We start from the raw sequence: 24,296 nt of genomic DNA on the forward strand, positions 1-24,296 counted from the left end.
GAATGGCTCAATTTTTTATTCATCGCCCCATTTTTGCGTGGGTGATTGCACTGGTCATTATGCTGGCGGGTATTCTAACTCTCACCAAAATGCCTGTTGCTCAATATCCTACAATTGCACCACCAACGGTGACAATTTCTGCGACATATCCTGGTGCATCTGCACAAACTGTAGAAAATACAGTCACTCAAATCATTGAACAACAAATGAATGGTTTGGATGGTTTGCGTTATATTTCATCTAACAGTGCAGGTAATGGTCAAGCATCAATCAACTTGAACTTTGAGCAAGGGATTGACCCAGACATTGCACAAGTTCAAGTACAAAACAAATTACAATCGGCAACAGCGCTTTTACCTGAAGATGTACAACGTCAAGGGGTAAAAGTCACTAAGTCTGGTGCGAGTTTTATGCAGGTTCTTGCATTTTACTCTCCTGATGGAAGCTTATCTGCTGCCGACATTAAAGACTATGTAAACTCTAACATTTCTGAACCGCTGAGCCGTGTCGCAGGTGTAGGCGAAATCCAAGTTTTTGGTGGTTCTTATGCCATGCGCATTTGGTTAGACCCTGCCAAAATGACCAGTTTACAAGTCACGCCAAGTGATGTTGCTGCTGCAATTAATGCTCAAAACTCGCAAGTGGCAGTAGGCCAGTTGGGTGGTGCACCAGCTGTAAAAGGTCAAGTACTGAACGCAACAGTAAATGCTCAAAGTATGTTGCAAACACCTGAGCAGTTTAGAAATATCTTTCTGAAAAATACGGCCTCAGGTGCTCAAGTTCGCTTAGGTGATGTTGCTCGTGTTGAACTCGGTTCAGATAACTATCAATTCGACTCTAAATTTAATGGTAAAGCTGCTGGTGGTGTTGCGATTAAACTTGCAACAGGTGCCAACGCACTCGATACTGCGGCAGCCGTTGAAGAACGCTTAAGTGAACTTCGTAAAAACTACCCAGATGGTTTAAAAGATCAACTGGCGTATGATACGACGCCATTCATTAAGCTTTCGATTGAAAGTGTAGTTCATACTTTAATTGAAGCCGTATTCTTGGTATTTATTGTCATGTTCCTGTTCTTACAGAACTGGCGTGCAACGATTATTCCTACGCTTGCGGTGCCTGTTGTTGTATTAGGTACATTTGCAGTCATTAATATTTTTGGTTTCTCAATCAACACGCTCACCATGTTTGCGATGGTACTAGCCATTGGTCTTCTGGTCGACGATGCAATTGTCGTGGTCGAGAACGTTGAACGTGTCATGCAGGAAGATCATTTGGACCCTGTAGCCGCGACTGAAAAGTCGATGCAACAGATCTCTGGTGCATTGGTTGGTATTACTAGCGTATTAACTGCTGTATTCGTTCCAATGGCCTTTTTTGGTGGTACGACTGGGGTAATTTACCGTCAGTTCTCCATTACCCTTGTAACCGCAATGATTTTGTCATTGATTGTGGCATTAACATTTACTCCTGCCCTGTGTGCGACCCTGTTAAAACAACATGATCCAAATAAAGCAGAAAGTAACAATATTTTTGCTCGTTTCTTCCGTTGGTTTAACAGCAGCTTTGAAAAACTGTCAGTAAAATACCAAGGTGGTGTCAACCGTATGACCCATCACAAAGTATTCTCTGGTGTCGTTTATATTCTGGTCATTGCTGGTTTAGTTGGCCTTTACAAAGTCTTACCTTCTTCGTTCTTACCAGATGAAGACCAAGGCGTGGTGATGACTCTAGTTCAGCTTCCACCAAGTGCAAGCCTCGAACGTACCGACAAAGTCATCACTACCATGACAGACTACTTCTTGAATAAAGAAAAAGAGAATGTAGATTCAATCTTTACCGTTTCTGGTTTCTCATTCACTGGTGTAGGTCAAAACGCAGGTCTTGCCTTTATTAAACTCAAAGACTGGGATGAACGTACTTCTCCAGAATCTCAGATTGGTGCAATTATTCAACGCGGTATGTCATTGAATATGATCAAAGATGCCTCTTACATCATGCCATTGCAATTACCAGCAATGCCTGAATTAGGTGTAGCATCAGGTTTTGATATTCAGTTGAAAGACGCAAGTGGTCAAGGACATGACAAACTGATTGCTGCGCGAAACGCTATTTTGGGTATGGCTGCACAAGATAAACGTCTTGCAGGCGTACGCCCAAATGGTCAAGAAGATACACCTCAATATCAAATTACTGTTGACCAAGCGCAAGCAGGTGCAATGGGTGTCAGTATTGCCGATATTAACTCGACAATGGGTATGGCTTGGGGTGGTTCTTATATCAATGACTTCGTTGACCGTGGTCGTGTGAAAAAAGTTTATGTACAAGGCGAAGCAAATACACGCATGATGCCTGAAGACCTAAACAAATGGTACGTGCGCAATAACGTCGGTACGATGGTTCCATTCTCAGCATTTGCAACTGGGAAATGGACGTATGGTTCACCACGTTTAGAGCGTTATAACGGTGTATCTTCGGTGAACATTCAAGGTACTCCTGCACCTGGTGTAAGTTCGGGTGATGCGATGCTCGCAATGGAAGAAATCATTGGCAAACTACCATCTATGGGCTTACAAGGCTTTGACTATGAATGGACAGGTTTATCTTTAGAAGAACGTGATTCAGGTAGCCAAACAGGTCCTTTACTGGTTCTTTCAATGTTAATCGTGTTCTTATGTCTTGCCGCATTATATGAAAGCTGGTCTATCCCTGTTTCAGTATTACTGGTTGTACCTCTAGGTATTATCGGTGCCTTTACTTTGACATGGTTAGGTATGATCATTAAAGGCGATCCGAACCTGTCATTTAACATCTATTTCCAAGTTGCAATTGTTGCCGTTATTGGTCTTTCTGCAAAAAATGCGATCTTGATCGTAGAATTTGCGAAAGAATTGCAAGAAAAAGGTGAAGATTTATTTGATGCAACTTTGCATGCTGCAAAAATGCGTTTACGCCCAATTATCATGACTACCCTTGCCTTTGGTTTTGGTGTACTTCCGCTTGCACTTTCTACAGGTGCGGGTGCAGGAAGTCAGCATTCAGTAGGTTTTGGTGTACTTGGTGGTGTGATTAGTTCTACACTTTTGGGTATTTTCTTTATTCCAGTATTCTTCGTTTGGATTCGTAGTATCTTTAAATACAAACCTAAGAAACAAAATAATCAGGAGCAAACATCGTGATGCAAAAAGTATGGTCTATTTCAGGTCGTAGCATTGCGGTATCTGCACTTGCGCTTGCTTTGACTGCATGTCAAAGCATGCGTGGTCCAGAACCCGTCGCTCAAGCGGATATTCCAACAGGATATATTGGTTCAACAACAGGTCCTTCTGTTGCTGAACAAGGCTATAAAGACTTTTTTGCTGATCCACGATTAGTACAAGTCATTGAAATGGCTTTAGCGAATAACCGTGATTTACGTACTGCAACCTTGAATATTCAACGTGCGCAGCAAACGTATCAGATTAGCGAAAACAACCAATTACCAACCATTGGTGCAAGTGGCAGTGTACTTCGTCAAGATACCCTGAGCAGCAACAAACCGATGACAACTTATAATGTTGGTCTCGGTGTGACTGCTTATGAGTTAGATTTTTGGGGTCGTGTTCGTAGCCTAAAAGACAATGCCTTAGATAGCTATTTAGCGACTCAAAGTGCTCGTGATGCAACGCAAATTTCACTGATTGGTCAAGTTGCACAAGCATGGCTAAGCTATTCGTTTGCCAATGCCAATTTGAAACTGGCAGATCAAACCTTAAAAGCTCAGCTTGAATCTTACAACCTGAACAAGAAGCGTTTTGATGTCGGTATCGATAGCGAAGTCCCTGTACGTCAAGCACAAATTTCGGTTGAAACTGCACGTAACGATGTTGCTAACTACAAAACCCAAGTTGCACAGGCACAGAATCTGTTGAACCTGCTGGTGGGTCAACCTGTACCTGCAAACTTATTGGCTTCACAACCTGTTAAACGCATTACCCAAAGTACGGCGTTGACAGCGGGCTTGCCAAGTGATTTGTTAAATAACCGTCCAGATGTCCGTGCTGCGGAATACCAATTGTCTGCTGCGGGCGCCAATATTGGTGCGGCAAAAGCAAAGTTGTATCCAACCATCAGCTTAACGGGCTCAGCAGGTTATGCATCAACAGATTTAAGCGACTTGTTTAAATCTGGCGCTTTTGTTTGGTCACTCGGTCCAAGCTTGGACATCCCAATCTTTGACTGGGGTACACGTCGTGCCAATGTCAAGATTTCAGAAACTGACCAAAAAATTGCATTGTCAGACTATGAAAAGACGATCCAAACTGCATTCCGTGAAGTAAATGATGCTTTGGCTGTACGTGAAAATATTGGTGATCGTCTAGCGGCGCAGCGTCGCCTTGTAGAAGCCACCAATACCACATATAAACTGTCTACTGCCCGCTTCCGCGCTGGCATCGACAACTACTTAACAGTACTGGATGCACAACGTACATCATACTCTGCAGAACAAGGTTTGCTATTGCTTGAACAAGCAAATTTAAACAACCAAGTAGAAGTATATAAAACCCTCGGTGGCGGGGTAAAAGCCAATACTTCTGATCAAGTGGTGAAACAACCCTCTTCTTCAGATTTAAAATATAACAAAACTGCAAAATAAACCTTGCAACATGAAAAGCTCACTTCGGTGGGCTTTTTTATTGCTTTTTTACAGGCTTTTTCCTATCTTCAAAGAGAATCAAATCATTTAAAAATTGAATATTATGCTTTTAAGTAACCTTGAGTCCGTTCCAGGACATACGATTTCCCAGCAACTGGATGTGGTCTACGGCAGTACCGTTCGGAGTAAACATGTGGGGCGTGACTTTCTGGCGGGTTTAAAAAATATTGTTGGCGGTGAACTTACGGCATATACCGAGCTTTTAGAAGAATCACGTCAAGAAGCCATGAGTCGTATGATTGCAAAAGCTCAAGCTTTAGGGGCCAACGCCATCGTAGGAATTCGTTTTTCAACCTCAAATATTGCTCAAGGTGCTTCAGAATTATTTGTTTATGGTACCGCAGTCCGTGTTACCCCATTAAATAATCATCTCCCTGATCCATTTCCTACACAGGTTTAAACAATGGAAAGTTTAATTTTCCAGTTACTCATCTTTGTGGTGCTATTCAGTGTTGGTTTTGGCTTTGGCCGTTATAACGAACGCAAACATCTGGCAGAGCTTGAACACAATGAAAGACGCCTCGCCTACATCACCGTAGGGAATTTGCGTAAAGTGAGTTTTGAGCAGTCTGGGCACATGATCAGCAGCAATGTTGTAATCTCACATGATTATTTCAAATATGTACTGGCCACCGTGCAAAACTTTTTTGGGGGTAGACTTACCAGCTATGAAAGTGTCGTGGATCGTGCGCGTCGTGAAGCGGTTGTCCGACTCAAACTTGAAGCAGAAAAATACGGTGCAACGCATATCGCCTGCATAAGACTAGCGACCACCGAAATGGGGATGCAAGGTGGCATGGTTGAGGTTTTTGCTTATGGCACAGCTATTTTAAAACCCTAATTTTTCAACTCCCCGCTAGAATGACTGACAAGTAACCCAGACCGTCTGAAAAGTCTTGTAAGCTTTTGCTGTTCTGAGACATGCTTTAGTGAAGATAGCTCACTAAAGCAGCGTCCCCTACACTGTTCACAATAAATACCCACATGGTTCACTGACTTAAAAGCATCGAGAGATATGAAATCTTTAGCATTTAAAATAAGCATAGCTGCGCTCACCATGGTTCCATTTACAACTCAAGCCGAATTAATTGTCTTAGCATCTCCGCAAAGTCATGATGCCTACTATGCAAAAGTAATCGATGATATTTTTGATTTTCATATAGATTATGCGAAAAAAATTATTAAAAATGGAGACAATGTCGTTATTTTAACAGACCAATATCTTTACCCCGAGTACGTTAAAGCATTGGGCAAAAAGCATGTGGCGATCACCCCGATGCAGGATATTTGGATGCGTGACTTTACCAGCACCAATCCTGCGCAACCTGTGATGTTCCGCTATACCGCCGCGGGTCAAGGTGGAGGAAAGAAAGGGCAAGCCATTTCAGATGAAGTGCAAGACGAATTTAAATATTATAGCCAGAAGGCAGGTTTACAGTTTACTCAAAGTAAGCTGTTGAATGATGGTGGTAACTGGGTTGAAGATGGTTATGGCAATGTCGTGCTCGGCACCAAATTTTTAACTGATAATAAGCTAACTGAAAGCGAGGCTCGGAAAAAACTGATAGCCTTAACAAATGCCAAACAAATTGCATTTATTGAAGCCGATGAACAAGGCGGCTTAGAACATGCCGATGGTGTGGTCAGTTTTATCGATCAAAATACCTTGGTAATTAACTCCTACCCTGAAGATCCGGACTATGCCAAGCGACTCATGGTAGATTTAAAACGCGGTATTCCCAATGTGAAAATTCATGAAATCATTACACCATATGATGGCAGCGAAATTTACGATGAAAAATTTGGTTCAGCTTGCGGCTTGTACACCAATATGCTGGTCACCCCTGAACGGATTTATTTTCCACAGTTTGGAATTAAAGAAGATGCTATCGCCTTAAAACAAATTCGGAGTATAACTAAACGGACTGTCATTCCCGTACAGTCCTCAAAAGTCTGCCATATGGGCGGTGGCGTACGTTGTATGTCTTGGCAAGTTCGTAGCAAAAATGCAGAATTATTCTTAAATTATTTAAACAAAATCAGCCAATAGATCATTCATAAATTTATTTAGCTTTAATCAAAAAGGAAGAAAGCATGGCTTTCCCCCCAGGCTTCCCAATTTACTTGACTTTCGCTTTACGAATCATTCGATACAGAGCACTTGGTGATAAACGTGAAACCAGTACGCCTAATTTTTCTTTACGCCCACCAATCACAATATATTCATCACCTTGCATTAATGATTTAACCGTATATTGTGCAAATTCATCTGCTTCTAGACCATTAGCTGTTGCTTCATTATCAAAGCCTTGTGCCTGACCCGCTCCATTTAAAGCATTAATGGAAACGTTGGTTTTTACAAAACCTGGAAAAACTACCGAAACATCTACCCCATCTTCAGCCACTTCTGCTCTTAGACTGTTTGCCCACATATGTATGGCTGCTTTTGCCGCAGAATAGGAAGCACGATATTGCGTCCCTAATAATCCTGCAATACTCGAAACAAAAACCACTCGACCTGACTTTTGTTTTAAAAGTGTAGGTAAAACAGTTTTGGTTAAAAATACCTGCGAAAAGTAATCAACTTCCATAATGGTACGTTCAGTTTGCATGGTCGTTTCAGTAATCAGGGCACGCTGACTTAAACCTGCATTATTAATCAGCCAGTCAATACGTCCTTTGGCAGCCAAGACTTGTTCATACGCATGTAAGACTTGAGCTTCATTGGTAATATCTGCACAAATTGAAAGATGTAAATCTGGATTTAACAATCCAACACGCACCTTTTCCAATTCATCGATGCGACGGGCAGTCAGCACCACTTGTGCACCTTGTAATGCACACTCTTGTGCCAAGGCTTTACCTAAACCTGAAGATGCCCCAGTAATCCATACCACCTTATTTTCTAAACTGTCTAGCTTAGCCATTATTGTCTACCCTGATTCGATTACGGCAATTGCCTAATTGTTGGTTGAATTTTCTAAAAAAACAAGAAAATGATTGAAATAATGACTCATGGTTTTAGCATCATATTGCATACCCAATTTATCAAAACGCTTATAGCCCATTTGAGTGGTGACATGAATGACCCCATTTAGAGTCTTATCCACCACTACATTAAATTTCAGCATTGTTTTCGGAACCCGAATTAAATGTGTCACGCCCTGATCCACAATTTGAGTAAATGCCTGTAAAGCAGGAATCACTGCAGCATTATTACCTTGTTGCATTTCTTCAGCAGAACTGAGCAACGCTTGAACACTGTCTTCATCGACTGGATAGGATAAATAAAATTCACCCTCTTTTTGATACATCAGTTCGTGCAGATAATTCACCATCGGCAGCAAACGCTCATTACCAAAAAATGACACCGACCATGGCATATATTTACGCGTGGTTTCCATAATGTGCTGGATTACTTTGGCAGATTCATTGTCTCCCGAATGCGAAACACGGGTCATCTCTCCAAAAACCTGATCAATCACCTCATAAGAAATGTCTGCCAGCACATCACCCAATGCCTTGGCTAAACTCTCTGTTTGACCTTGATTAAGTTGTTGATGAATATCCTGAAAACGTTGATGGGTTTCTGATTTCAACTTAAGTGAAATAACATAACTCATTCTATTTTTTCCTTTTTATCAAGTTCTACGATCTTATGCGCAGTCGTTATACAGACTTCATCATAAAACCTCTCACTTGCCGTGACAATTGCAGAAACAAAGCATTTGACGAACATCCCAAAGCCGTTATTTTTTTGCTACACTAGGTGCAATTTTTTATTCACTTTTTATCTGTTCTGACTATGACTGATTCTGCGCAAAATATTGCTACGACTTACGATCCGACTGAGATCGAGAAAAAATGGTACCAAACTTGGGAAGAGCGTGGCTATTTCAAACCATCTCAACAAGGTGAATCATTCTGTATCATGATTCCGCCACCAAACGTCACTGGCAGTTTGCATATGGGTCATGGTTTTAACAATGCCATTATGGATGCCTTAACACGCTACAACCGTATGTCAGGCAAAAACACCTTATGGCAACCGGGTACAGACCATGCGGGTATTGCCACACAAATGGTGGTTGAACGTCAATTGGGTGCTCAAGGTGTAAGCCGTCATGACCTTGGCCGTGAAAAATTCATCGAAAAAATCTGGGAATGGAAAGAGCAATCTGGCAACACCATTACCCGTCAAATCCGTCGTTTAGGTTCATCTGTAGATTGGTCTCGTGAACGCTTCACCATGGATGAAGGTTTATCCAATGCCGTAAAAGAAGTGTTCGTGAAATTACACGAAGACGGCTTGATCTACCGTGGCAAACGTTTGGTAAACTGGGATCCAAAATTACAAACTGCGCTTTCTGACCTCGAAGTTGAGTCGGATAAAGAAGAAGCAGGTTCATTGTGGCACTTCAAATACTTCTTTGAAGATAAAAACCTACGTACCCACGATGGTAAAGACCACATCGTTGTTGCAACGACGCGTCCTGAAACATTGCTCGGTGATACAGCGGTTGCTGTTGCACTAGATGATGAACGCTATACACACCTTGTGGGTCAGAACATCATTCTACCAATTACAGGCCGTGCTGTTCCAATAGTGAAAGATGAATATGTAGATAAAGAATTCGGTACAGGCTGTGTGAAAATCACCCCTGCGCACGACTTTAACGACTATGAAGTCGGTAAGCGTTGTGAACTCCCAATCATCAACATCTTCAATAAAAATGCAGAAGTGTTGGCAGAGTTTGAATACATCGCGAAAGCGGGCGAGCAAATTTCTAAAACCATCCCTGCTCCTGCGGACTATATTGGTTTAGAGCGTTTCGAAGCACGTAAAAAACTGGTTGAACAAGCAGAAGCAGAAGGCTGGTTAGACCAAATTCAACCGTATACCTTGAAACCACCTCGCGGTGACCGTTCAGGTGTGATCGTTGAGCCATTATTGACGGATCAATGGTATGTGAAAATTGCACCATTGGCGCAACCTGCCATTGAAGCGGTTCAAGATGGACGCATCAAGTTCGTGCCTGAGCAGTACAGCAATATGTACATGGCGTGGATGAACAACATTCAAGACTGGTGTATCTCTCGTCAACTTTGGTGGGGTCACCGTATTCCAGCTTGGTACGATGCTGAAGGCAACATCTATGTAGGTCGTAACGAAGAAGAAGTACGTGCCAAAAATAACATCCCTTCTGATGTTGCGCTTAACCAAGACGAAGACGTGCTGGATACTTGGTTCTCTTCTGCGCTGTGGACATTCTCAACTTTAGGTTGGACTGGCGATTCCAAGAAAGATGCGGAAAACTATTTCCTCAATACTTTCCACCCAACTGATGTATTAGTGACTGGTTTTGACATCATCTTCTTCTGGGTTGCTCGTATGATTATGTTTACGATGCACTTCATGAAAAATGAAGATGGTACGCCACAAGTTCCATTTAAAACGGTCTATGTTCACGGTTTAGTCCGTGATGGCGAAGGTCAAAAAATGTCGAAGTCGAAGGGCAACGTGCTTGACCCATTAGATTTGATTGATGGTGTTGACCTTGAGACTTTGGTACAAAAACGTACTACAGGTCTAATGAACCCGAAACAAGCGGCGAAGATTGAAAAATCAACCCGTAAAGAGTTCCCAGAAGGCATTCAAGCTTATGGTACGGACGCAGTACGTTTCACCTTCTGTGCACTTGCGAATACGGGTCGTGACATTAAGTTTGATATGAAACGTGTTGAAGGCTACCGTAACTTTGCTAACAAAATCTGGAACGCAACCCGTTTCGTGATGATGAACTGTGAAAATCAAGAAATTGGTAGCGAAGTTCGTCAAGACCTTTGGGAATTGCCTGAACAGTGGATCGTGAGCCGTCTGCAAAAAGCAGAAGCTGTGGTACAACAAGCTTTCGCGACTTATCGTTTAGACTTGGCTGCACAAGCGATTTACGAGTTCATTTGGAATGAATACTGTGACTGGTATGTCGAACTCACCAAACCAGTTCTGAACGATGCTGAAGTGTCTGAAGAACGTAAAGCTGAAGTTCGTCGTGTACTCCTTGCGGTGATGGAAGCATCTTTACGTCTTGCACATCCATTAATGCCGTATTTGACTGAAGAAATCTGGCAGACGCTTGCACCGAAACTCGGTATTTCTGGCGAAACGATTATGTTGGCACAATACCCTGTTGCCAATCCTGAGCGTGTAAACGAACAGGCTGAAGCCGATATGCAATGGCTTCAAGGTTTGATTGGTGCAGTACGTAACATCCGTGGTGAAATGGGCTTGGGTAATGCACGTTTATTACCTGTGTTGCTACAAAACACGACGGAAGCTGAGAAAGCTCAAATCACGCGTATTGAAGCGTTGTTTAAAGCTTTGGCGAAAGTAGAAAGTATTACGTTCTTGGCTGATGGCGAACAACCGCCATTGTCTTCTTCTTCTGTGGTTGGACATGCGTCTGTCTTTGTTCCAATGAAGGGTTTAATTGACCCGAAAGCGGAATTAGGTCGTTTACAGAAAGACTTAGACAAAGTGCAAAAGCAGCATGACCAAATTGCGACTAAACTGGGTAATGAAGGTTTTGTGGCGAAAGCACCCGCGGCTGTGGTTGAAGGCGAGAAAGTGAAACTGGCTGAGTTTGCTGACCAGTTAGCGAAAATTAAAGCGAATATGGAGCAGATTGCAGCGCTTTAAGGTGTTGTTAATTTGATTTTAAAACCCCTCCATTGAGGGGTTTTTTATTAAAAATCATAAATATATTTGATAATATGCACTTATTGAAATTTCAAAAAATACTTAGATATGACAACTACAGATAAATATGGATTTTCTGCCGACAGACCAATTAAAAGTTTGCAAGAGGATTTATTAGGTAGAGCCGATTTTTCTAAAAATTTAAGTGATGCTATTTCTCAATGGAAAGGTGATGATAGTTTAGTTATTGCTCTGCATGGGGATTGGGGTGCTGGAAAATCATCTATAAAAAATATGGCTTTAGCACATTCAAAACAACAAGCAAACTCTCCCACAATTATAGAATTTTCGCCTTGGGAATGGTCTGCACAGGATAAGATTATTCAAGCTTTCTTTGATGAAATATCAAAATCTATCGGAAGAAAAAATTCCTCTCAAGAAGATCAAAATTTAGCAAACATATTCTCTAAATATGGTAATCATTTATCAACAGCTCACACTTTTCTCAAAGGTGCTAATCTTGCTTTACCACTAATTGTAACTGCAATATTAAGTACTGGTGTAATTAGTAGTTACTTTACAGAAAATGTCCAATTACCAATACTAATTGCAACTATTACCTCTTTTATTACTTTAATTTTACCTGCAACTGAAAAAGGTGGTGAATTATTGGGGAAACTTTCTGAAAATTATGAAAAGAAAGCAAAGTTAAATGAACAGAATTTAACAGAAATTCGTGAAGAGCTTATAGAAGCTTTAAGTAAAAGGAAGACTCCACTTTTGATTGTTATGGATGATTTAGATCGTCTTACAACTACAGAATTACGGATGATCTTTCAGTTAATTAAAGCAAATACTGATTTTCCCAATGTAATATTTTTACTTTTATTTCAAAAAGATATTGTAGAAAATAAACTCACTGATAGTACTCAATCTGGTGAGAATTATCTAGAAAAAATTATTCAAATTCCTTTTACAATTCCTCAAATTCAACAGAAACAAGTACATGAGGTCTTATTTAAATTACTAAATAATGTAATCAATAGTCACACTGACGCAGACAAAAAATTTGATAAAGAAAGATGGACTGAAATATATCATAATGGTTTTAAAAATTATTTTAATAATTTAAGAAATGTATATAGATTCAACTCAACTCTTTCTTTTAATTTTAATCTATTCAAAAATAATGATATTTTCGAAGCAGATCCAATAGATTTAATTGCTATTGAATGCTTAAGAGTATTTGAACCAACTGTCTATATAAAACTTTCGCAATCCAAGAGAGCTTTCACAACCTTAAGTTCTAGCTATGGTGATAATCAATCACAAAAAGTAAAATACTTAAGAGTTATTGAAGATGTAATCAATAGTGCATCTGAAAAAAATAAAGAATCTGTTAAAAAAATTCTAACATCTATTTTCCCTACGATTAGATGGATTATAAGCAACTATTATCATGATCATAGTTCATATCAGGAATGGTTCACTCAACTGAGAGTTTGTCATAAAGATCACTTTGATAAATATTTCAAACTGAGTTTTGATAGTGAAGATTTTTCTACATCAGATTTTATAAATTTCATCCAACTAACGGTTTCTAGAGAAAAACTTAAAGAAAAAATACTTGCCCTAGATGCCAGAAATGTATTGGAAGACTTCCTATCCAAATTTGAAGCCTATAGTAAACAGGTACCTCAAGAAAACTTTGAATCATATCTATATGCAATGTTAGACAGTGCTGATGGTATCAACAGCGAATCTAACCAATTTTTTGGCTTTTCATCGCAAACCTATTTATTTAGATTATCATTTTGGTGTTTAGAAAATATTCAGGATAAAAAAGAAAGAGCTACGCTTTTAAAAAAGTACATTAATCTAAATTCGAATTTTTCATTCATTAATTATTTTTTATTTGAAGAACAGAAAAACAGAGAGGAAAATCAAGAAATTTTACTAGATGATTCTGATTTTCAAGCACTCAAAAATGATTTTATTGTTCAATTAAATCGCTTCGCTAATTCATGTCCTGATAAATTAATTCAACATCATTCTTTCCTTTCATTGATGTACCGTTGGAAAGAATGGGAAAATTCTTCAATTGTATTAACTTGGTTTGAAACACAAACTCAAAATATTGAAGGAATATTAAAAGTACTTCAAAGTATGATTTTAGTTACTAGATCATCTAATGATTTTTATACTATCTCAAATATCAAAAAATACATAAAAGCTGATACAGTTGAAAACTTCTTAGACATTACACGCATATTAAATATTATTGACTCTACCAATACTTCTATTCTTTCAGACGAGGAAAAAGAGTTAATAGAAATGTTGAGGAAAGGAATAGAAAATAAAGCAAACAATAGGGATGATGATTTAGATGACTGACCCTCATCTCAACCCTCTCCCTGAGGGAGAGGGAGCATTCTTTATTAATTTAATAGTTATTCGATACGCAATGAAGTCCCCTCTCCTTCTAGGAGAGGGTTACAAAACCCCATGCTCCAATAACATCTCCACCCCACTCACCTTTTTCATATGCTTTAAACGCTCTTTTTCCCACTTCACCTGCTGTTTTAACTCAGCAGCATCCTTATCAATCACCTTATACACATCACTCATTTTGAGCTTTTTAGTGTTGATATGACTGCTCAAGTGAAAAGACGCAAAAATCTCCTCTAACTGGCTTTGCAAATTCTGACTTTGCGCTTCCAAAGACAACTGGTAAAACTTCACTTGCTCAGAACTTAAAGCTTTTGAGCTTAAGCCTTTATTAGTCTCTAGTTGTAGCTGGAGTTTCAGTAAGTAAAATAAATCCTGCTCTGCATAAACTTCGTTTACCTTCTGCAAAAGCTCAGTTTTTTCCAACTTCTTCGCTTCGTCAGGTTCACGGTCAGGGTGAATCATCGCAGTAATTTTTAAATACACGGTTTTTAGTGACTGCGCTGCCATTTTGGCAGCCTGCTCACGCTTTTCTTGTTGTTTTAACTGCTTGGCACGTTCTCTCTCTGCTTCATACTGGGCAGAATCATATTCATAATTTTCCCAGTCTACATCCACGTTTTGTTCTACCGTTTCAGCGAGATCATGATTTTGTATTGAGTTTGCTTTGGCTTTCTTCCCGCGTATATGCTCTGCATGCTGCATATAGAAAGTGTCAATTTTCTCTACCAGTTCTTGTTGCGCGGAAGTTAGCCTCTGTGATTTTTTTAGCATCTTGGCTAAAGCGGCTATTTTGGTGTCAATTTGTGCCAAATCTGCTTTGCTAAAGGCATCGCTGGCTAAGTGACTCCATAGAGTATCGAGCTGTGCAAATAAAACTGTATGTAACTCTGTATAAACGGGTAAAAGCTTGCTGCGTGTATAGTTTTGAATGTCGGCTTGCGCATTTTTCCATGTCGCCAGTTCTTGTTTTTGTTGTTCAATCTGGTCAATTAAGCGATTTAATTTTTTCTGCTGTGGAGACTGCTCAGCCCTGTGCTCTAAGCTGATTTTGAGATTGAAGGACATACTCATCCATACATTGCAAAATAAAAGCACTATAACAAGATTACCCCAATGATAGAACGTCCATGCCCGATATAGCCCAATCTAAATCGTTGATTCACTTCAACAGAAATAAATGCACAATCACAGTGCCTTACAAGGTACAACATACAAATAACACTCTTGCAACATCACGGCGAGGTCAGTGTTTGCATATTTTCCAATCTATTTTTAACTGAACCATGAATAATGCATATATACGTGTGTAAGCAACCCTGATTTTTTAAAAAAACAACCTAAAATCATATATTTAAATTAAAATAAAAAGTTTACTGTCGATTTATCAATTTGGAATACTCTGACAACGAATTGTTTATTTTTATTAAACACAGTATTTTATTAAATTATGTAATGCTATTCAGGCATAGATTCTGCTTTGTTCACTCTAAATTTTATTTATTGGCTTTAAATCTGTTTAAAACTTAAATATTTATCGTTAACAAAGCATCAACAATCTGACCTGCGCAACTGATTAAAACTCGCGCTAAGATGAAGTTAAATCTGTTTGTTAAACAAGCAGTCAATAATGCAAAAACAAATAAACTGATGGAAATTCAGTCAATAAATAAAGTGAAAGATGAAAACAAAACACAAGGAGTTTACCCATGTTATTAAAACGGCCCCTGACTTCCCTACTCTGTGCCAGCACGTTGGTATTCGGTTTAAGTGCCTGTAGTGGCGACAAAACACCAAGTAGTAATGATTCTGCGGGTAAAGAAAGTTCCGCATCGGGAACGCTAGAAAAAATTAAACAGTCAGGAACCATCGTGTTGGGTTATCGTGACTCTTCCATTCCATTTTCTTATATTGCCGATAATCCTAATCAACCTGTGGGCTATGCACATGATTTACAACTAAAAGTTGTAGATGCTGTGAAACAAAAACTAAATATGCCCGATTTAAAAATTCGCTATAACTTGGTCACTAGTCAAAACCGTATTCCATTGGTTTCTAATGGTACCGTTGACTTAGAGTGCGGCTCAACCACTAACAACAAAGAACGCCAACAACAAGTCGCTTTTTCCGTGGGGTATTTTGAAGTGGGTTCGCGTTTACTCACCGCGAAAGACTCTGGTGTGAAAGACTTTGCCGACTTAAAGGGCAAAAAACTGGTAACCACCGCGGGGACTACCTCTGAACGTTATATTCGCCAACATGAAAAAGAACTGGGAATTGGTGAAATAATTTCTGCCAAAGACCATGCTGAATCGTTCCTGATGCTACAAAACGGACGAGCTGCCGCATTTATGATGGACGATATTTTACTTGCAGGGGAAAAATCGAAAGCAAAAGACCCTAATCAATGGGTGATTGTAGGTACAGCACCTATCCATGAAATTTATGGCTGTATGCTTAGAAAAGGCGACCCTGAATTTAAGCAGGTGGTAGATGATGCAATTAAAGCAGTCTATAGCTCAGGTGAAATCAACAATATGTATAAGAAATGGTTCGAACAACCTATTCCACCTAAAAATATTAACCTGAACTTCCCAATGTCGGAACAATTAAAAGCTCTTATTGCGTCACCACATGACCGTGATCAGTAATCTAAGCTGATCATTCTCTCAATGATTATCAGGTAGTGCTTTCACCTACCTGATTAAAAATCTGGAGCTCCTATGAACTATAGCTGGAACTGGGGCGTACTATTTCAATCTACCGGTGTCGGTGACAGTAGTTATCTCAACTGGATTTTAATCGGCTTAGGTTGGTTACTGTTTATTGCCATCGTGGCATGGTCTATCGCATTTGTCTTGGGCAGTATGCTCGGTATTATGCGTACGCTTCCGAATAAAACTGCACGTGCGATTGGCACAGCCTATGTGACCATATTTCGCAATATCCCTTTATTAATACAACTGTTTATTTGGTTTTATGTGGTGCCCAATTTTTTACCCGCAGGGCTGAAAGATTGGTGGGTGAACGATTTAAGTGCCAATACCAGTGCTCTTATTTCTGCCAGTATTGGTTTGGGTTTATTTACTGCTGCACGGGTTTGTGAACAAGTCCGTACAGGAATTGAAGCCTTACCCAAAGGACAAATTAATGCAGGCTATGCCATGGGGTTCAGTACGGCACAATTGTACCGTTACATAATTTTGCCACAGTCTTTCCGTACCATTTTACCTCCGCTCAGTTCTGAACTAACCAACTGCGTAAAAAACACGTCTGTTGCTTCGCTGGTTGGTGTGGCTGAAATTATTTCGCAGATGAAAACGATCAGTGAGTACACACAAAATACCATCGAGATTTATACCTATGTCACCATTATTTTTATTGTGATTAACATCTGCTTAATTCAATTTATGAGTTTTCTGGAAAAACGCTTGCGTATTCCGGGCACAATTGCAGGAGATAAATAATGGACTGGCTCACTGCATTTATTCAAGATTTACAACTCTCTGCGCCAGCCCTATGGCATGGCCTCAGCATTACCTTAAAAGTTGTTTGCATAGCGACCGTAGGCGGTATTTTTATTGGCACATTGTTGGCTTTAATGCGTCTATCTTCTATTCGGATACTGAATCTAATCGCACAAGCCTATGTCAATTTATTCCGCTCTATTCCGCTACTGTTGGTACTAATGTGGTTTTACTTTGCGGTACCATTTTTCTATACCGCAATTACAGGCAATTATTTAACTATCGATACAGCTTTAGTTTCGAGTATTGTTGCCTTCATGCTATTTGAAGCGGCCTATTTTTCTGAAATTGTCCGCGCTGGGATTCAGTCTATTCCTAAAGGGCAAAACGCCGCAGCCTATGCACTAGGCATGAGCTATGGTCAATCCATGCGTCTAATTATTCTGCCGCAAGCCTTTCGAAAAATGACGCCATTGCTACTCCAACAAACCATTATTCTGTTCCAAGATTCAACCATGGTCTATGCAATTGGCTTACTGGATTTTTTCCGTACCAACTATGTCCGTGGCGACCTGATGTCATTATTGACCCAGTACATTCTATTTGCAGGTCTGGTCTACTTTAGCATCAGTGCATTAGCAACATTTATTGTAAAAAGAATACAAAGGAGATTAAAAGTATGAGTGGCCCCAAAATAATGATTGATCTCCAAAACGTCAGTAAATGGTATCAACAATTTCAAGTCCTGACCGATTGCACCACACAAATTTGCCAAGGTGAAGTGGTGGTGGTTTGTGGACCTTCGGGTTCAGGTAAATCGACGCTCATTAAAACTGTGAATGGTTTAGAACCCTTTCAAAAGGGCCAAATTTTTGTGGATGGCGTCCCCATTGCAGACCCAAAAACCGATTTAAATAAATTGCGTAGCCGCGTAGGCATGGTGTTTCAACACTTTGAATTATTTCCACATTTAAGTGTGACTGAAAATTTAACTATCGCCCAGATCAAAGTTTTAGGGCGTAGTGCTGATGAGGCGAAGAAAAAAGGACTGGCTTATCTAGACCGCGTCGGATTAAGTTCGCAAGCCGATAAATTCCCTGCCCAGCTTTCTGGCGGGCAACAGCAACGTGTCGCGATTGCACGTGCATTGAGTATGGACCCGATTGCGATGTTATTTGATGAGCCTACTTCTGCACTTGACCCCGAAATGATTAATGAAGTACTTGAAGTGATGGTCAGTCTGGCGAAAGAAGGCATGACCATGATGTGTGTTACTCATGAAATGGGCTTTGCACGCCAAGTGGCAAATCGAATTATCTTTATGGATCAAGGCAAAATTGTCGAAGACTGCTCCAAAGAGGAATTTTTTACCACACCTCGTAGTGCACGAGCACAACAATTCCTCGAAAATATCTTACATTAATTACGAACATATTCATCAAGTCGGGCTTAGCCCACTTGATGAAGTTTTATTCTGATATTCAATCAATAAAAATACGTTTTCATCTGCTGATCTGGAACATTTGAGTAATATTAAAAATCTGAACAATTATTCAATTTATATCTATGATTTTTAATTTAATTAAATAGAAACTAAAATTTTATGTTATTTTAAATTGCAACATAGAGCACTCTTTTAAGCCGATATGCACTATTTTTCATCGAATAATTCATATTTTTATCTGAATTGGTGCATTTTTTGCTTAATTATTTGCATGAACGGAGTGTTCGGTTGCTGAACTCCAATTTTTAGATTTACTAAACTATTTTGGTGCAAATTCCCTTCCCAAATTTGTACCTAAAGTCGTATTTAGCACTTTTTTCGAGCAAACTATGCAAGATATCGATTTACTTTTTCTACTATTAGGAGCAGTGCTGGTACTGGCCATGCATGCTGGTTTCGCATTTTTAGAACTAGGCACAGTTCGACATAAAAATCAGGTGAATGCCTTAAGTAAAATTCTGACAGACTTTGCGCTTTCAGCAATCGCTTACTTTTTCGTAGGTTACTTCATTGCCTATGGACATCATTTCTTCCATATGGGAGCAACTTTGGCGGCAGATCATGGCTATAACCTGATGCGCTGCTTCTTTTTGCTAACTTTCGCTGCGGCTATTCCTGCAATTATCTCGGGTGGCATTGCGGAACGTGCCAAAATGCGTTCCCAAGCATTAGCAACACTACTCTTAGTTGCATTGGTATATCCATTTTTTGAAGGCATCGTATGGAATGGTAATTTTGGCATTCAAACATGGTTAGAGCACACATTTGGTGCACCCTTTCATGACTTTGCAGGCTCGGTGGTTGTGCATGCCATGGGAGGCTGGATTGCTTTGGCCGCTGTCATTTTACTGGGTGCACGCCATGGTCGTTACAAGAAGGATGGCCGTGTCAGTGCACACCCACCTTCATCCATTCCCTTCCTTGCCTTAGGATCTTGGATTCTCATAGTTGGTTGGTTTGGCTTTAACGTTATGAGTGCACAACGTTTAGATGCGATTTCAGGCATGGTTGCCATTAATTCATTAATGGCTATGGTAGGTGGAACCATTACGGCCAACATGATCGGTAAAAATGACCCTGGCTTCTTGCATAATGGTCCACTTGCTGGCTTGGTTGCTATCTGTGCAGGCTCGGATATTGTGCACCCTTTCGGTGCGCTTGTGATTGGTGCCATTGCTGGGATTATTTTTGTCAAGTTCTTTACCTATACCCAAAACAAACTCAAGGTGGATGATGTACTGGGTGTATGGCCACTACACGGAATTTGCGGTGCCTTTGGTGGACTTGCAGTCGGTATTTTCGGTCAACAATGGTTAGGTGGGATTGGTGGCATCTCCATGATGTCTCAAATCATAGGCACCTTATTCGCTATTGTGGTTGCTCTTGCGGGTGGATTCGCAGTATATGGTGGTTTAAAAGCTTGCATCGGCATTCGTTTGTCGCAAGAAGATGAGTTTCGTGGTGCTGATTTATCCATTCACAAAATTTCAGCAAATTCGGACGATAGTATGTTTTAAATTTTCTAAATTTCCGCATATTGCGAAGCGATTCTCAGGAATCGCTTTTTTTATGCTATCAATTTTATGCTTGCTCTAAATAGGTATATAGCTCATGTAAGGTCTGGATACGAGGAACTTGTAAACGTTCATCTTCAGGGTGAAAACCTTGTAACCAGATGGCCTGCATTCCTGCTTGTTGTGCGCCCCAAATATCATTCACGGGATGATCACCAATGAACAAACATTCTGAAGGATGTACCCCTAAGTTTTTCGCAGTATGCAGAAAAATCTGCGGATGAGGCTTACTCTTCCCTGCTTGTTCGGAACTCACGATCACATCAAAATAATTCTTGAAGCCAAGTCCAGTTAAAATATTCAAACGAGTGGCATGTCCACCGTTCGACACCACTGCCAATACATAATCTTGTTGTTTCAAGCTTTGTAACAACTCTAATGCTCCAGACATGGCAACAGCACACTGTCCAAAATACTGAAACCAGAAATCGGTTAAGTCTTGAAAATCTACCTTAGTTTTCCACGCCAACTCTTGCAATAAAGCAAATGCAACCGATGCCCCAATGGTCGGGTGAGTCAGTTGTTCTTGCTTAGGATATCCGCCATTATCAATTCGGCGGATAATTTGCTGTATTTTCGCCAGATCAGGTGCAAGTATGTATGACTGAAACTGTTCTAGCAAAAACTCACTATAGCGCCGAATACTTTGGTCACGATGGGTTAAAGTGTTGTCCAAATCAAATAATACTGCACGAATAGGCATAAGATTCTCAGGCGACTTTTGCCTTTTAATCTAGCATTTTAAACCATGTTTGCATTACAGATTATCTGCTAAGTTCTACATCAAATCTGTTAAATACATCAGCTCCTCTATCTGCTTTTAAGATTCAATTAAGTCCGATTTAAGCTTGCTTTGCTCTAATCAAAGTCCTCCAAATCTCGTTTGTACGACCATGTCTGAATTACAACGTTTTAGCCTCAAACAAGGACTGATTTTGCTGTTCAGTTTTGTTCTACTGCAACTGCTTTTTCCTGTTGCGGGTCAACTTGACCTGATGTTGATCCAGCCTTGGACAGGCACTCATGGACAATTCCCATGGCGTTATGACTGGTTTTTAGAAACTCTCAATCATAAATATGTTAAAAACCTGCTCATCCTTTGTGATATCAGTTTTGTGAGCCTTTGGCTTGCGAGTTTTAAAATCGAACGCTTGGCAGCAAAGCGCTGGCAATATGCTTATTTATTCTGGATTTTAATTCTAAGCACCACTGTGGTGGGTATTCTTAAATCACAATCAGGACATGCCTGCCCTTGGAATATGACCCAAGCGACAACGACTGGTTTTTTCTGGAACTTTAACCTTAGTCATGGGCATTGCTTCCCTGGCGGACATGCAGCAACCGGTTTTGCCTTAATGACAGGCTTCTTTGCTTTTAGGAAGACTGCGCCTAAACGTGCTTATTTCTATCTTGTTGCAGGCTTGATATTGGGCTTTGCTATGGGATGGGCGCAAATGATGCGTGGGGCACACTTCCTCAGCCATAACCTCTGGACTGCTTGGGTCATTTGGTGCTGTAACGTTGCACTTTATCCATTTTTCTATAAACGACTTGTTCCAGTTCAAACCTTAGACATGGAACAGCCCCCTGCTTTTATTCAACAACCTACTACGGAAAACACTCAAGAAGCCGCTTAATACCTTAGATAAGCCACAGTTATAAGTAAGATAATGATGGTTGAATCTACACTGTATCTCGGTTATTCAACTCTAGCCGATATGCATTTCTTTTAGCACTTACCATACTTTGGTGAGTGCCTAATTCTAAAACAACAGCATAACATTGGACATTTGCTAAAAGACAGAATCTAGCAAAAGTGATCTAAGTTAACCTTTACTTTAATTCAGCTCATTCCAGCTTAAAGAGATGGCTGTACTGATTTCATTTGTCGAGGAAACTGTACTTGAACAAATAAGCCACCTAAAGTCTGGCTTTTTCCAAACTGGATTTTTCCACCTAAATGTTCCGCTGCTTTTTGCACAATCGAAAGACCTAGCCCACTTCCCATCTCTAAGTGATGATGAATGCGATAAAAGCGTTTCATGATCTGTTCATACAAAGCAGGATCAATTCCTGGACCACTATCCTCAACCTGAATCACCGCATCATTGCCTTGTGAAAAAATTGAGACATTGATTACGCCATTTTTAGGTGTGTATTTAATTGCATTATCAATCAAATTATAAATAATAGATCGTGCAGCAGATTCTAAACCATTCACCACGACTTCTTCTTGGCGCTCCATGCCTAAATCAATCTCTTTCTGCAAAGCCACGTGAATCAGTTGTTCTACACAATTTACTGCCACTTGATTTAAGTAAAATGGCTGTTGTTGCATGATATGCAAGCCACTTGCATCTTGCTTGGCTAAATCGAGTAACTGGCTAATTAAATGCTGAATACGAATTAAACCTTGGCTCAAATTTTCTAATGCGATGTTTTCTGGAAACTCACGCAATAGAATCTGCATCTGTAAATTCAGTGCAGTAATCGGTGTTCTGAGCTCATGCGCTGCATCGGCAATAAACTGGCGCTGTTCTTGTTGTGCTGACTCAATCCGTTCAAATAAATAATTCATTTCCTGAATTGTAGGTATTAACTCAACAGGATATCGACTCAGTTTAATGGGTGTTAATTCATCTAGATCACGGCGGGCAATTTCTTGTCTAAATTCATCCATAGGTCTTAGACTGCGTAAAATTACCCAGCCCAAACCCCATAAAATAAACGGAATCATCACCAGATAGGGCACAAACATACTGGTGGCGAGTTCCAAGGCTAAATGACTTCGCGCTGCAAACGGTTGGCTGACCTGAATTTGATACTTTTCTGTCGGTAGCACATACATTCGCCACACCCCTTGCGTGGTGGAGCGATCATAAAATCCAGCCTGATTTACACCATGTAATAACAAATCAAACTGATGCTGCGGATGTACTTGTTTTTCCCATACATCGATAAATAAGTCTTCTTCATGATAGCGCTTATGAATATCAAAATGACTTTTGATGGGTGCAGGGTCATGAGCGGCCACTCGTTCCGCAAGGTTTTTCATTTGGGCATCAAGAATTTCATCCAGTTCACCCAATGAAATCCAGTATGCGGTTGCAATCAGCACGCCACCCAACAGTAAACTAAAACCTGAAACAAAAATCAGCAATCGTTTCTTTAACGATGTTTGTGTTGGCATTGCGTGCAGTTGCTGCATAAAAGCTTAATCCAATTTACCTAAGCGATAGCCCATACCACGAATGGTGCGGATAAAATCTTTACCCAACTTTGCACGCAAATGATGGACATAAACCTCAATAGTGTTGCTATTCACTTCACTGTCGAAATCATACAGCTTATCTTCTAAATTGGCTTTGGAAAAAATTTTATTGGGATAACTGACCAAGGGCACAAGAATTGCCCATTCACGATTGGAAAGCTCTACCTCTTGCCCATTCAATAACGCGATATGTTGTTCAACATCTAACTCCAAATCGCCGTAACGCAATACTGTAGTTTCCTTCGATGGCATTTCTTGCATGCTTCGACGCAATAAAGCTTGAATACGGGCCAATAGTTCTACAAATTCATAAGGTTTTACTAGATAATCATCTGCGCCCTGATTCAAACCATCTACCCGATTCTGCACCTGATCTCGCGCAGAAATAATCAAAACCGGTAAATTTGGAAAACTTTGACGGATTTTTGTCAACACCTGCATGCCATCCATCATCGGCAAGCCCAAATCCAACAACACCACATCAAAACATTGCTGTTGTAGGAGCTTTAAAGCATCAAGCCCATTATTTACCCATTCCACCTGAAAATCATGCAATTCCAATAACTTTTTGCTAGATTCAGCAATCATGAAATCATCTTCGATCATTAAGATTTTGGTCATTCTGCTCATCTTAAC

19 protein-coding genes are annotated in these 24,296 nt (G+C 40.1%); 13 read left to right on the forward strand and 6 right to left on the reverse strand.

Translation table 11 applies throughout. The features are described from left to right. The first annotated feature begins 2 nt into the window (after positions 1–2). The 5 genes from adeJ (at position 3) to F4W09_RS05565 (ending at position 6,746) form a co-directional block, all read left to right on the forward strand. On the forward strand, positions 3–3,179 hold the full coding sequence (adeJ, locus tag F4W09_RS05545; RefSeq protein WP_104441020.1) for a multidrug efflux RND transporter permease subunit AdeJ: 3,177 nt from the start codon (positions 3–5) through the stop codon (positions 3,177–3,179). After that, positions 3,179–4,636: a multidrug efflux RND transporter AdeIJK outer membrane channel subunit AdeK gene (gene adeK, locus F4W09_RS05550; RefSeq protein ID WP_044740900.1), complete on the forward strand. Its 1,458-nt coding sequence runs from the start codon at positions 3,179–3,181 to the stop codon at positions 4,634–4,636. The genes adeJ and adeK overlap by 1 nt, the downstream gene beginning before the upstream one ends. Positions 4,637–4,739: 103 nt before the next feature. Then, a complete protein-coding gene (locus F4W09_RS05555) occupies positions 4,740–5,096 on the forward strand; it encodes a YbjQ family protein (protein ID WP_016165763.1) in 357 nt (118 codons plus the stop codon). A gap of 3 nt (positions 5,097–5,099) precedes the next feature. Beyond that, positions 5,100–5,537, forward strand: coding sequence for a YbjQ family protein (locus F4W09_RS05560; RefSeq protein WP_016165762.1), 438 nt, complete (start codon positions 5,100–5,102; stop codon positions 5,535–5,537). Between the two features lie 174 nt (positions 5,538–5,711). Next, positions 5,712–6,746 carry an agmatine deiminase family protein gene (locus F4W09_RS05565; RefSeq protein WP_151504250.1) on the forward strand — a complete coding sequence of 345 codons (1,035 nt, stop codon included), beginning with the start codon at positions 5,712–5,714 and terminating at the stop codon, positions 6,744–6,746. A 70-nt stretch (positions 6,747–6,816) separates the two neighbouring features. Here the strand turns inward: F4W09_RS05565 and F4W09_RS05570 are convergent, their stop codons facing one another. Together F4W09_RS05570 and F4W09_RS05575 are read right to left on the reverse strand one after the other, a co-directional pair. Continuing rightward, entirely contained in the window at positions 6,817–7,623 is an 807-nt protein-coding gene (locus tag F4W09_RS05570) for an SDR family NAD(P)-dependent oxidoreductase (RefSeq protein ID WP_104441023.1), read from the reverse strand. Between the two features lie 33 nt (positions 7,624–7,656). Further along, positions 7,657–8,319 (reverse strand): hypothetical protein, encoded by a 663-nt coding sequence (locus tag F4W09_RS05575; RefSeq protein ID WP_151504251.1) that lies wholly within the window; start codon positions 8,317–8,319, stop codon positions 7,657–7,659. A gap of 182 nt (positions 8,320–8,501) precedes the next feature. Between F4W09_RS05575 and F4W09_RS05580 the strand changes: the two genes are divergently transcribed. Continuing rightward, positions 8,502–11,396 carry a valine--tRNA ligase gene (locus F4W09_RS05580; RefSeq protein ID WP_151504252.1) on the forward strand — a complete coding sequence of 965 codons (2,895 nt, stop codon included), beginning with the start codon at positions 8,502–8,504 and terminating at the stop codon, positions 11,394–11,396. Positions 11,397–11,504: 108 nt separating this feature from the next. Then, entirely contained in the window at positions 11,505–13,790 is a 2,286-nt protein-coding gene (locus F4W09_RS05585) for a KAP family P-loop NTPase fold protein (protein WP_151504253.1), read from the forward strand. 99 nt (positions 13,791–13,889) lie between these two features. On the opposite strand, the gene F4W09_RS05590 is transcribed toward F4W09_RS05585, so the two are convergent. Continuing rightward, on the reverse strand, positions 13,890–14,912 hold the full coding sequence (locus tag F4W09_RS05590; protein ID WP_151504254.1) for a coiled-coil domain-containing protein: 1,023 nt from the start codon (positions 14,910–14,912) through the stop codon (positions 13,890–13,892). A 641-nt stretch (positions 14,913–15,553) separates the two neighbouring features. Here F4W09_RS05590 and F4W09_RS05595 point away from each other — a divergent pair. The 5 genes from F4W09_RS05595 to F4W09_RS05615 all read left to right on the forward strand — a co-directional run bounded on the left by F4W09_RS05595 (position 15,554) and on the right by F4W09_RS05615 (position 20,332). After that, the gene (locus F4W09_RS05595) at positions 15,554–16,495 is read left to right on the forward strand and encodes a transporter substrate-binding domain-containing protein (RefSeq protein WP_016165753.1); all 942 of its coding nucleotides are present in this window, start codon (positions 15,554–15,556) and stop codon (positions 16,493–16,495) included. A 72-nt stretch (positions 16,496–16,567) separates the two neighbouring features. After that, entirely contained in the window at positions 16,568–17,311 is a 744-nt protein-coding gene (locus F4W09_RS05600) for an amino acid ABC transporter permease (protein ID WP_016165752.1), read from the forward strand. Next, the gene (locus F4W09_RS05605) at positions 17,311–17,994 is read left to right on the forward strand and encodes an ABC transporter permease subunit (protein ID WP_016165751.1); all 684 of its coding nucleotides are present in this window, start codon (positions 17,311–17,313) and stop codon (positions 17,992–17,994) included. The genes F4W09_RS05600 and F4W09_RS05605 overlap by 1 nt, the downstream gene beginning before the upstream one ends. 14 nt (positions 17,995–18,008) lie before the next feature. Continuing rightward, positions 18,009–18,734, forward strand: coding sequence for an amino acid ABC transporter ATP-binding protein (locus F4W09_RS05610; RefSeq protein WP_171284982.1), 726 nt, complete (start codon positions 18,009–18,011; stop codon positions 18,732–18,734). Positions 18,735–19,144: 410 nt separating this feature from the next. After that, positions 19,145–20,332 (forward strand): ammonium transporter, encoded by a 1,188-nt coding sequence (locus F4W09_RS05615; protein ID WP_151504256.1) that lies wholly within the window; start codon positions 19,145–19,147, stop codon positions 20,330–20,332. 64 nt (positions 20,333–20,396) lie between these two features. Here the strand turns inward: F4W09_RS05615 and F4W09_RS05620 are convergent, their stop codons facing one another. Then, complete coding sequence (locus tag F4W09_RS05620; RefSeq protein WP_151504257.1) at positions 20,397–21,092, reverse strand: HAD family hydrolase; 696 nt, start codon at positions 21,090–21,092, stop codon at positions 20,397–20,399. 190 nt (positions 21,093–21,282) lie between these two features. On the opposite strand from F4W09_RS05620, the gene F4W09_RS05625 reads away from it, so the two are divergent. Further along, complete coding sequence (locus F4W09_RS05625; protein ID WP_151504258.1) at positions 21,283–22,026, forward strand: phosphatase PAP2 family protein; 744 nt, start codon at positions 21,283–21,285, stop codon at positions 22,024–22,026. A gap of 221 nt (positions 22,027–22,247) precedes the next feature. Here F4W09_RS05625 and F4W09_RS05630 read toward each other — a convergent pair whose 3' ends face one another. Then, a complete protein-coding gene (locus F4W09_RS05630) occupies positions 22,248–23,579 on the reverse strand; it encodes a sensor histidine kinase (protein ID WP_151504324.1) in 1,332 nt (443 codons plus the stop codon). Positions 23,580–23,603: 24 nt separating this feature from the next. Further along, positions 23,604–24,281: a response regulator transcription factor gene (locus tag F4W09_RS05635; protein WP_151504259.1), complete on the reverse strand. Its 678-nt coding sequence runs from the start codon at positions 24,279–24,281 to the stop codon at positions 23,604–23,606. Positions 24,282–24,296 lie beyond the last annotated feature (15 nt).

The organism is Acinetobacter tandoii, from assembly GCF_008867985.1.
GTDB classification, from domain to species: Bacteria; Pseudomonadota; Gammaproteobacteria; order Pseudomonadales; family Moraxellaceae; genus Acinetobacter; species Acinetobacter tandoii.

Excerpts from the sequence above, each read along its gene's own strand:
- adeJ (WP_104441020.1), top strand. The coding sequence starts at position 3 with ATGGCTCAATTTTTTATTCATCGCCCCATTTTTGCGTGGGTGATTGCA.
- adeK (WP_044740900.1), top strand. The coding sequence starts at position 3,179 with ATGCAAAAAGTATGGTCTATTTCAGGTCGTAGCATTGCGGTATCTGCA.
- F4W09_RS05555 (WP_016165763.1), top strand. The coding sequence starts at position 4,740 with ATGCTTTTAAGTAACCTTGAGTCCGTTCCAGGACATACGATTTCCCAG.
- F4W09_RS05560 (WP_016165762.1), top strand. The coding sequence starts at position 5,100 with ATGGAAAGTTTAATTTTCCAGTTACTCATCTTTGTGGTGCTATTCAGT.
- F4W09_RS05565 (WP_151504250.1), top strand. The coding sequence starts at position 5,712 with ATGAAATCTTTAGCATTTAAAATAAGCATAGCTGCGCTCACCATGGTT.
- F4W09_RS05570 (WP_104441023.1), bottom strand. The coding sequence starts at position 7,623 with ATGGCTAAGCTAGACAGTTTAGAAAATAAGGTGGTATGGATTACTGGG.
- F4W09_RS05575 (WP_151504251.1), bottom strand. The coding sequence starts at position 8,319 with ATGAGTTATGTTATTTCACTTAAGTTGAAATCAGAAACCCATCAACGT.
- F4W09_RS05580 (WP_151504252.1), top strand. The coding sequence starts at position 8,502 with ATGACTGATTCTGCGCAAAATATTGCTACGACTTACGATCCGACTGAG.
- F4W09_RS05585 (WP_151504253.1), top strand. The coding sequence starts at position 11,505 with ATGACAACTACAGATAAATATGGATTTTCTGCCGACAGACCAATTAAA.
- F4W09_RS05590 (WP_151504254.1), bottom strand. The coding sequence starts at position 14,912 with ATGTCCTTCAATCTCAAAATCAGCTTAGAGCACAGGGCTGAGCAGTCT.
- F4W09_RS05595 (WP_016165753.1), top strand. The coding sequence starts at position 15,554 with ATGTTATTAAAACGGCCCCTGACTTCCCTACTCTGTGCCAGCACGTTG.
- F4W09_RS05600 (WP_016165752.1), top strand. The coding sequence starts at position 16,568 with ATGAACTATAGCTGGAACTGGGGCGTACTATTTCAATCTACCGGTGTC.
- F4W09_RS05605 (WP_016165751.1), top strand. The coding sequence starts at position 17,311 with ATGGACTGGCTCACTGCATTTATTCAAGATTTACAACTCTCTGCGCCA.
- F4W09_RS05610 (WP_171284982.1), top strand. The coding sequence starts at position 18,009 with ATGATTGATCTCCAAAACGTCAGTAAATGGTATCAACAATTTCAAGTC.
- F4W09_RS05615 (WP_151504256.1), top strand. The coding sequence starts at position 19,145 with ATGCAAGATATCGATTTACTTTTTCTACTATTAGGAGCAGTGCTGGTA.
- F4W09_RS05620 (WP_151504257.1), bottom strand. The coding sequence starts at position 21,092 with ATGCCTATTCGTGCAGTATTATTTGATTTGGACAACACTTTAACCCAT.
- F4W09_RS05625 (WP_151504258.1), top strand. The coding sequence starts at position 21,283 with ATGTCTGAATTACAACGTTTTAGCCTCAAACAAGGACTGATTTTGCTG.
- F4W09_RS05630 (WP_151504324.1), bottom strand. The coding sequence starts at position 23,579 with ATGCCAACACAAACATCGTTAAAGAAACGATTGCTGATTTTTGTTTCA.
- F4W09_RS05635 (WP_151504259.1), bottom strand. The coding sequence starts at position 24,281 with ATGACCAAAATCTTAATGATCGAAGATGATTTCATGATTGCTGAATCT.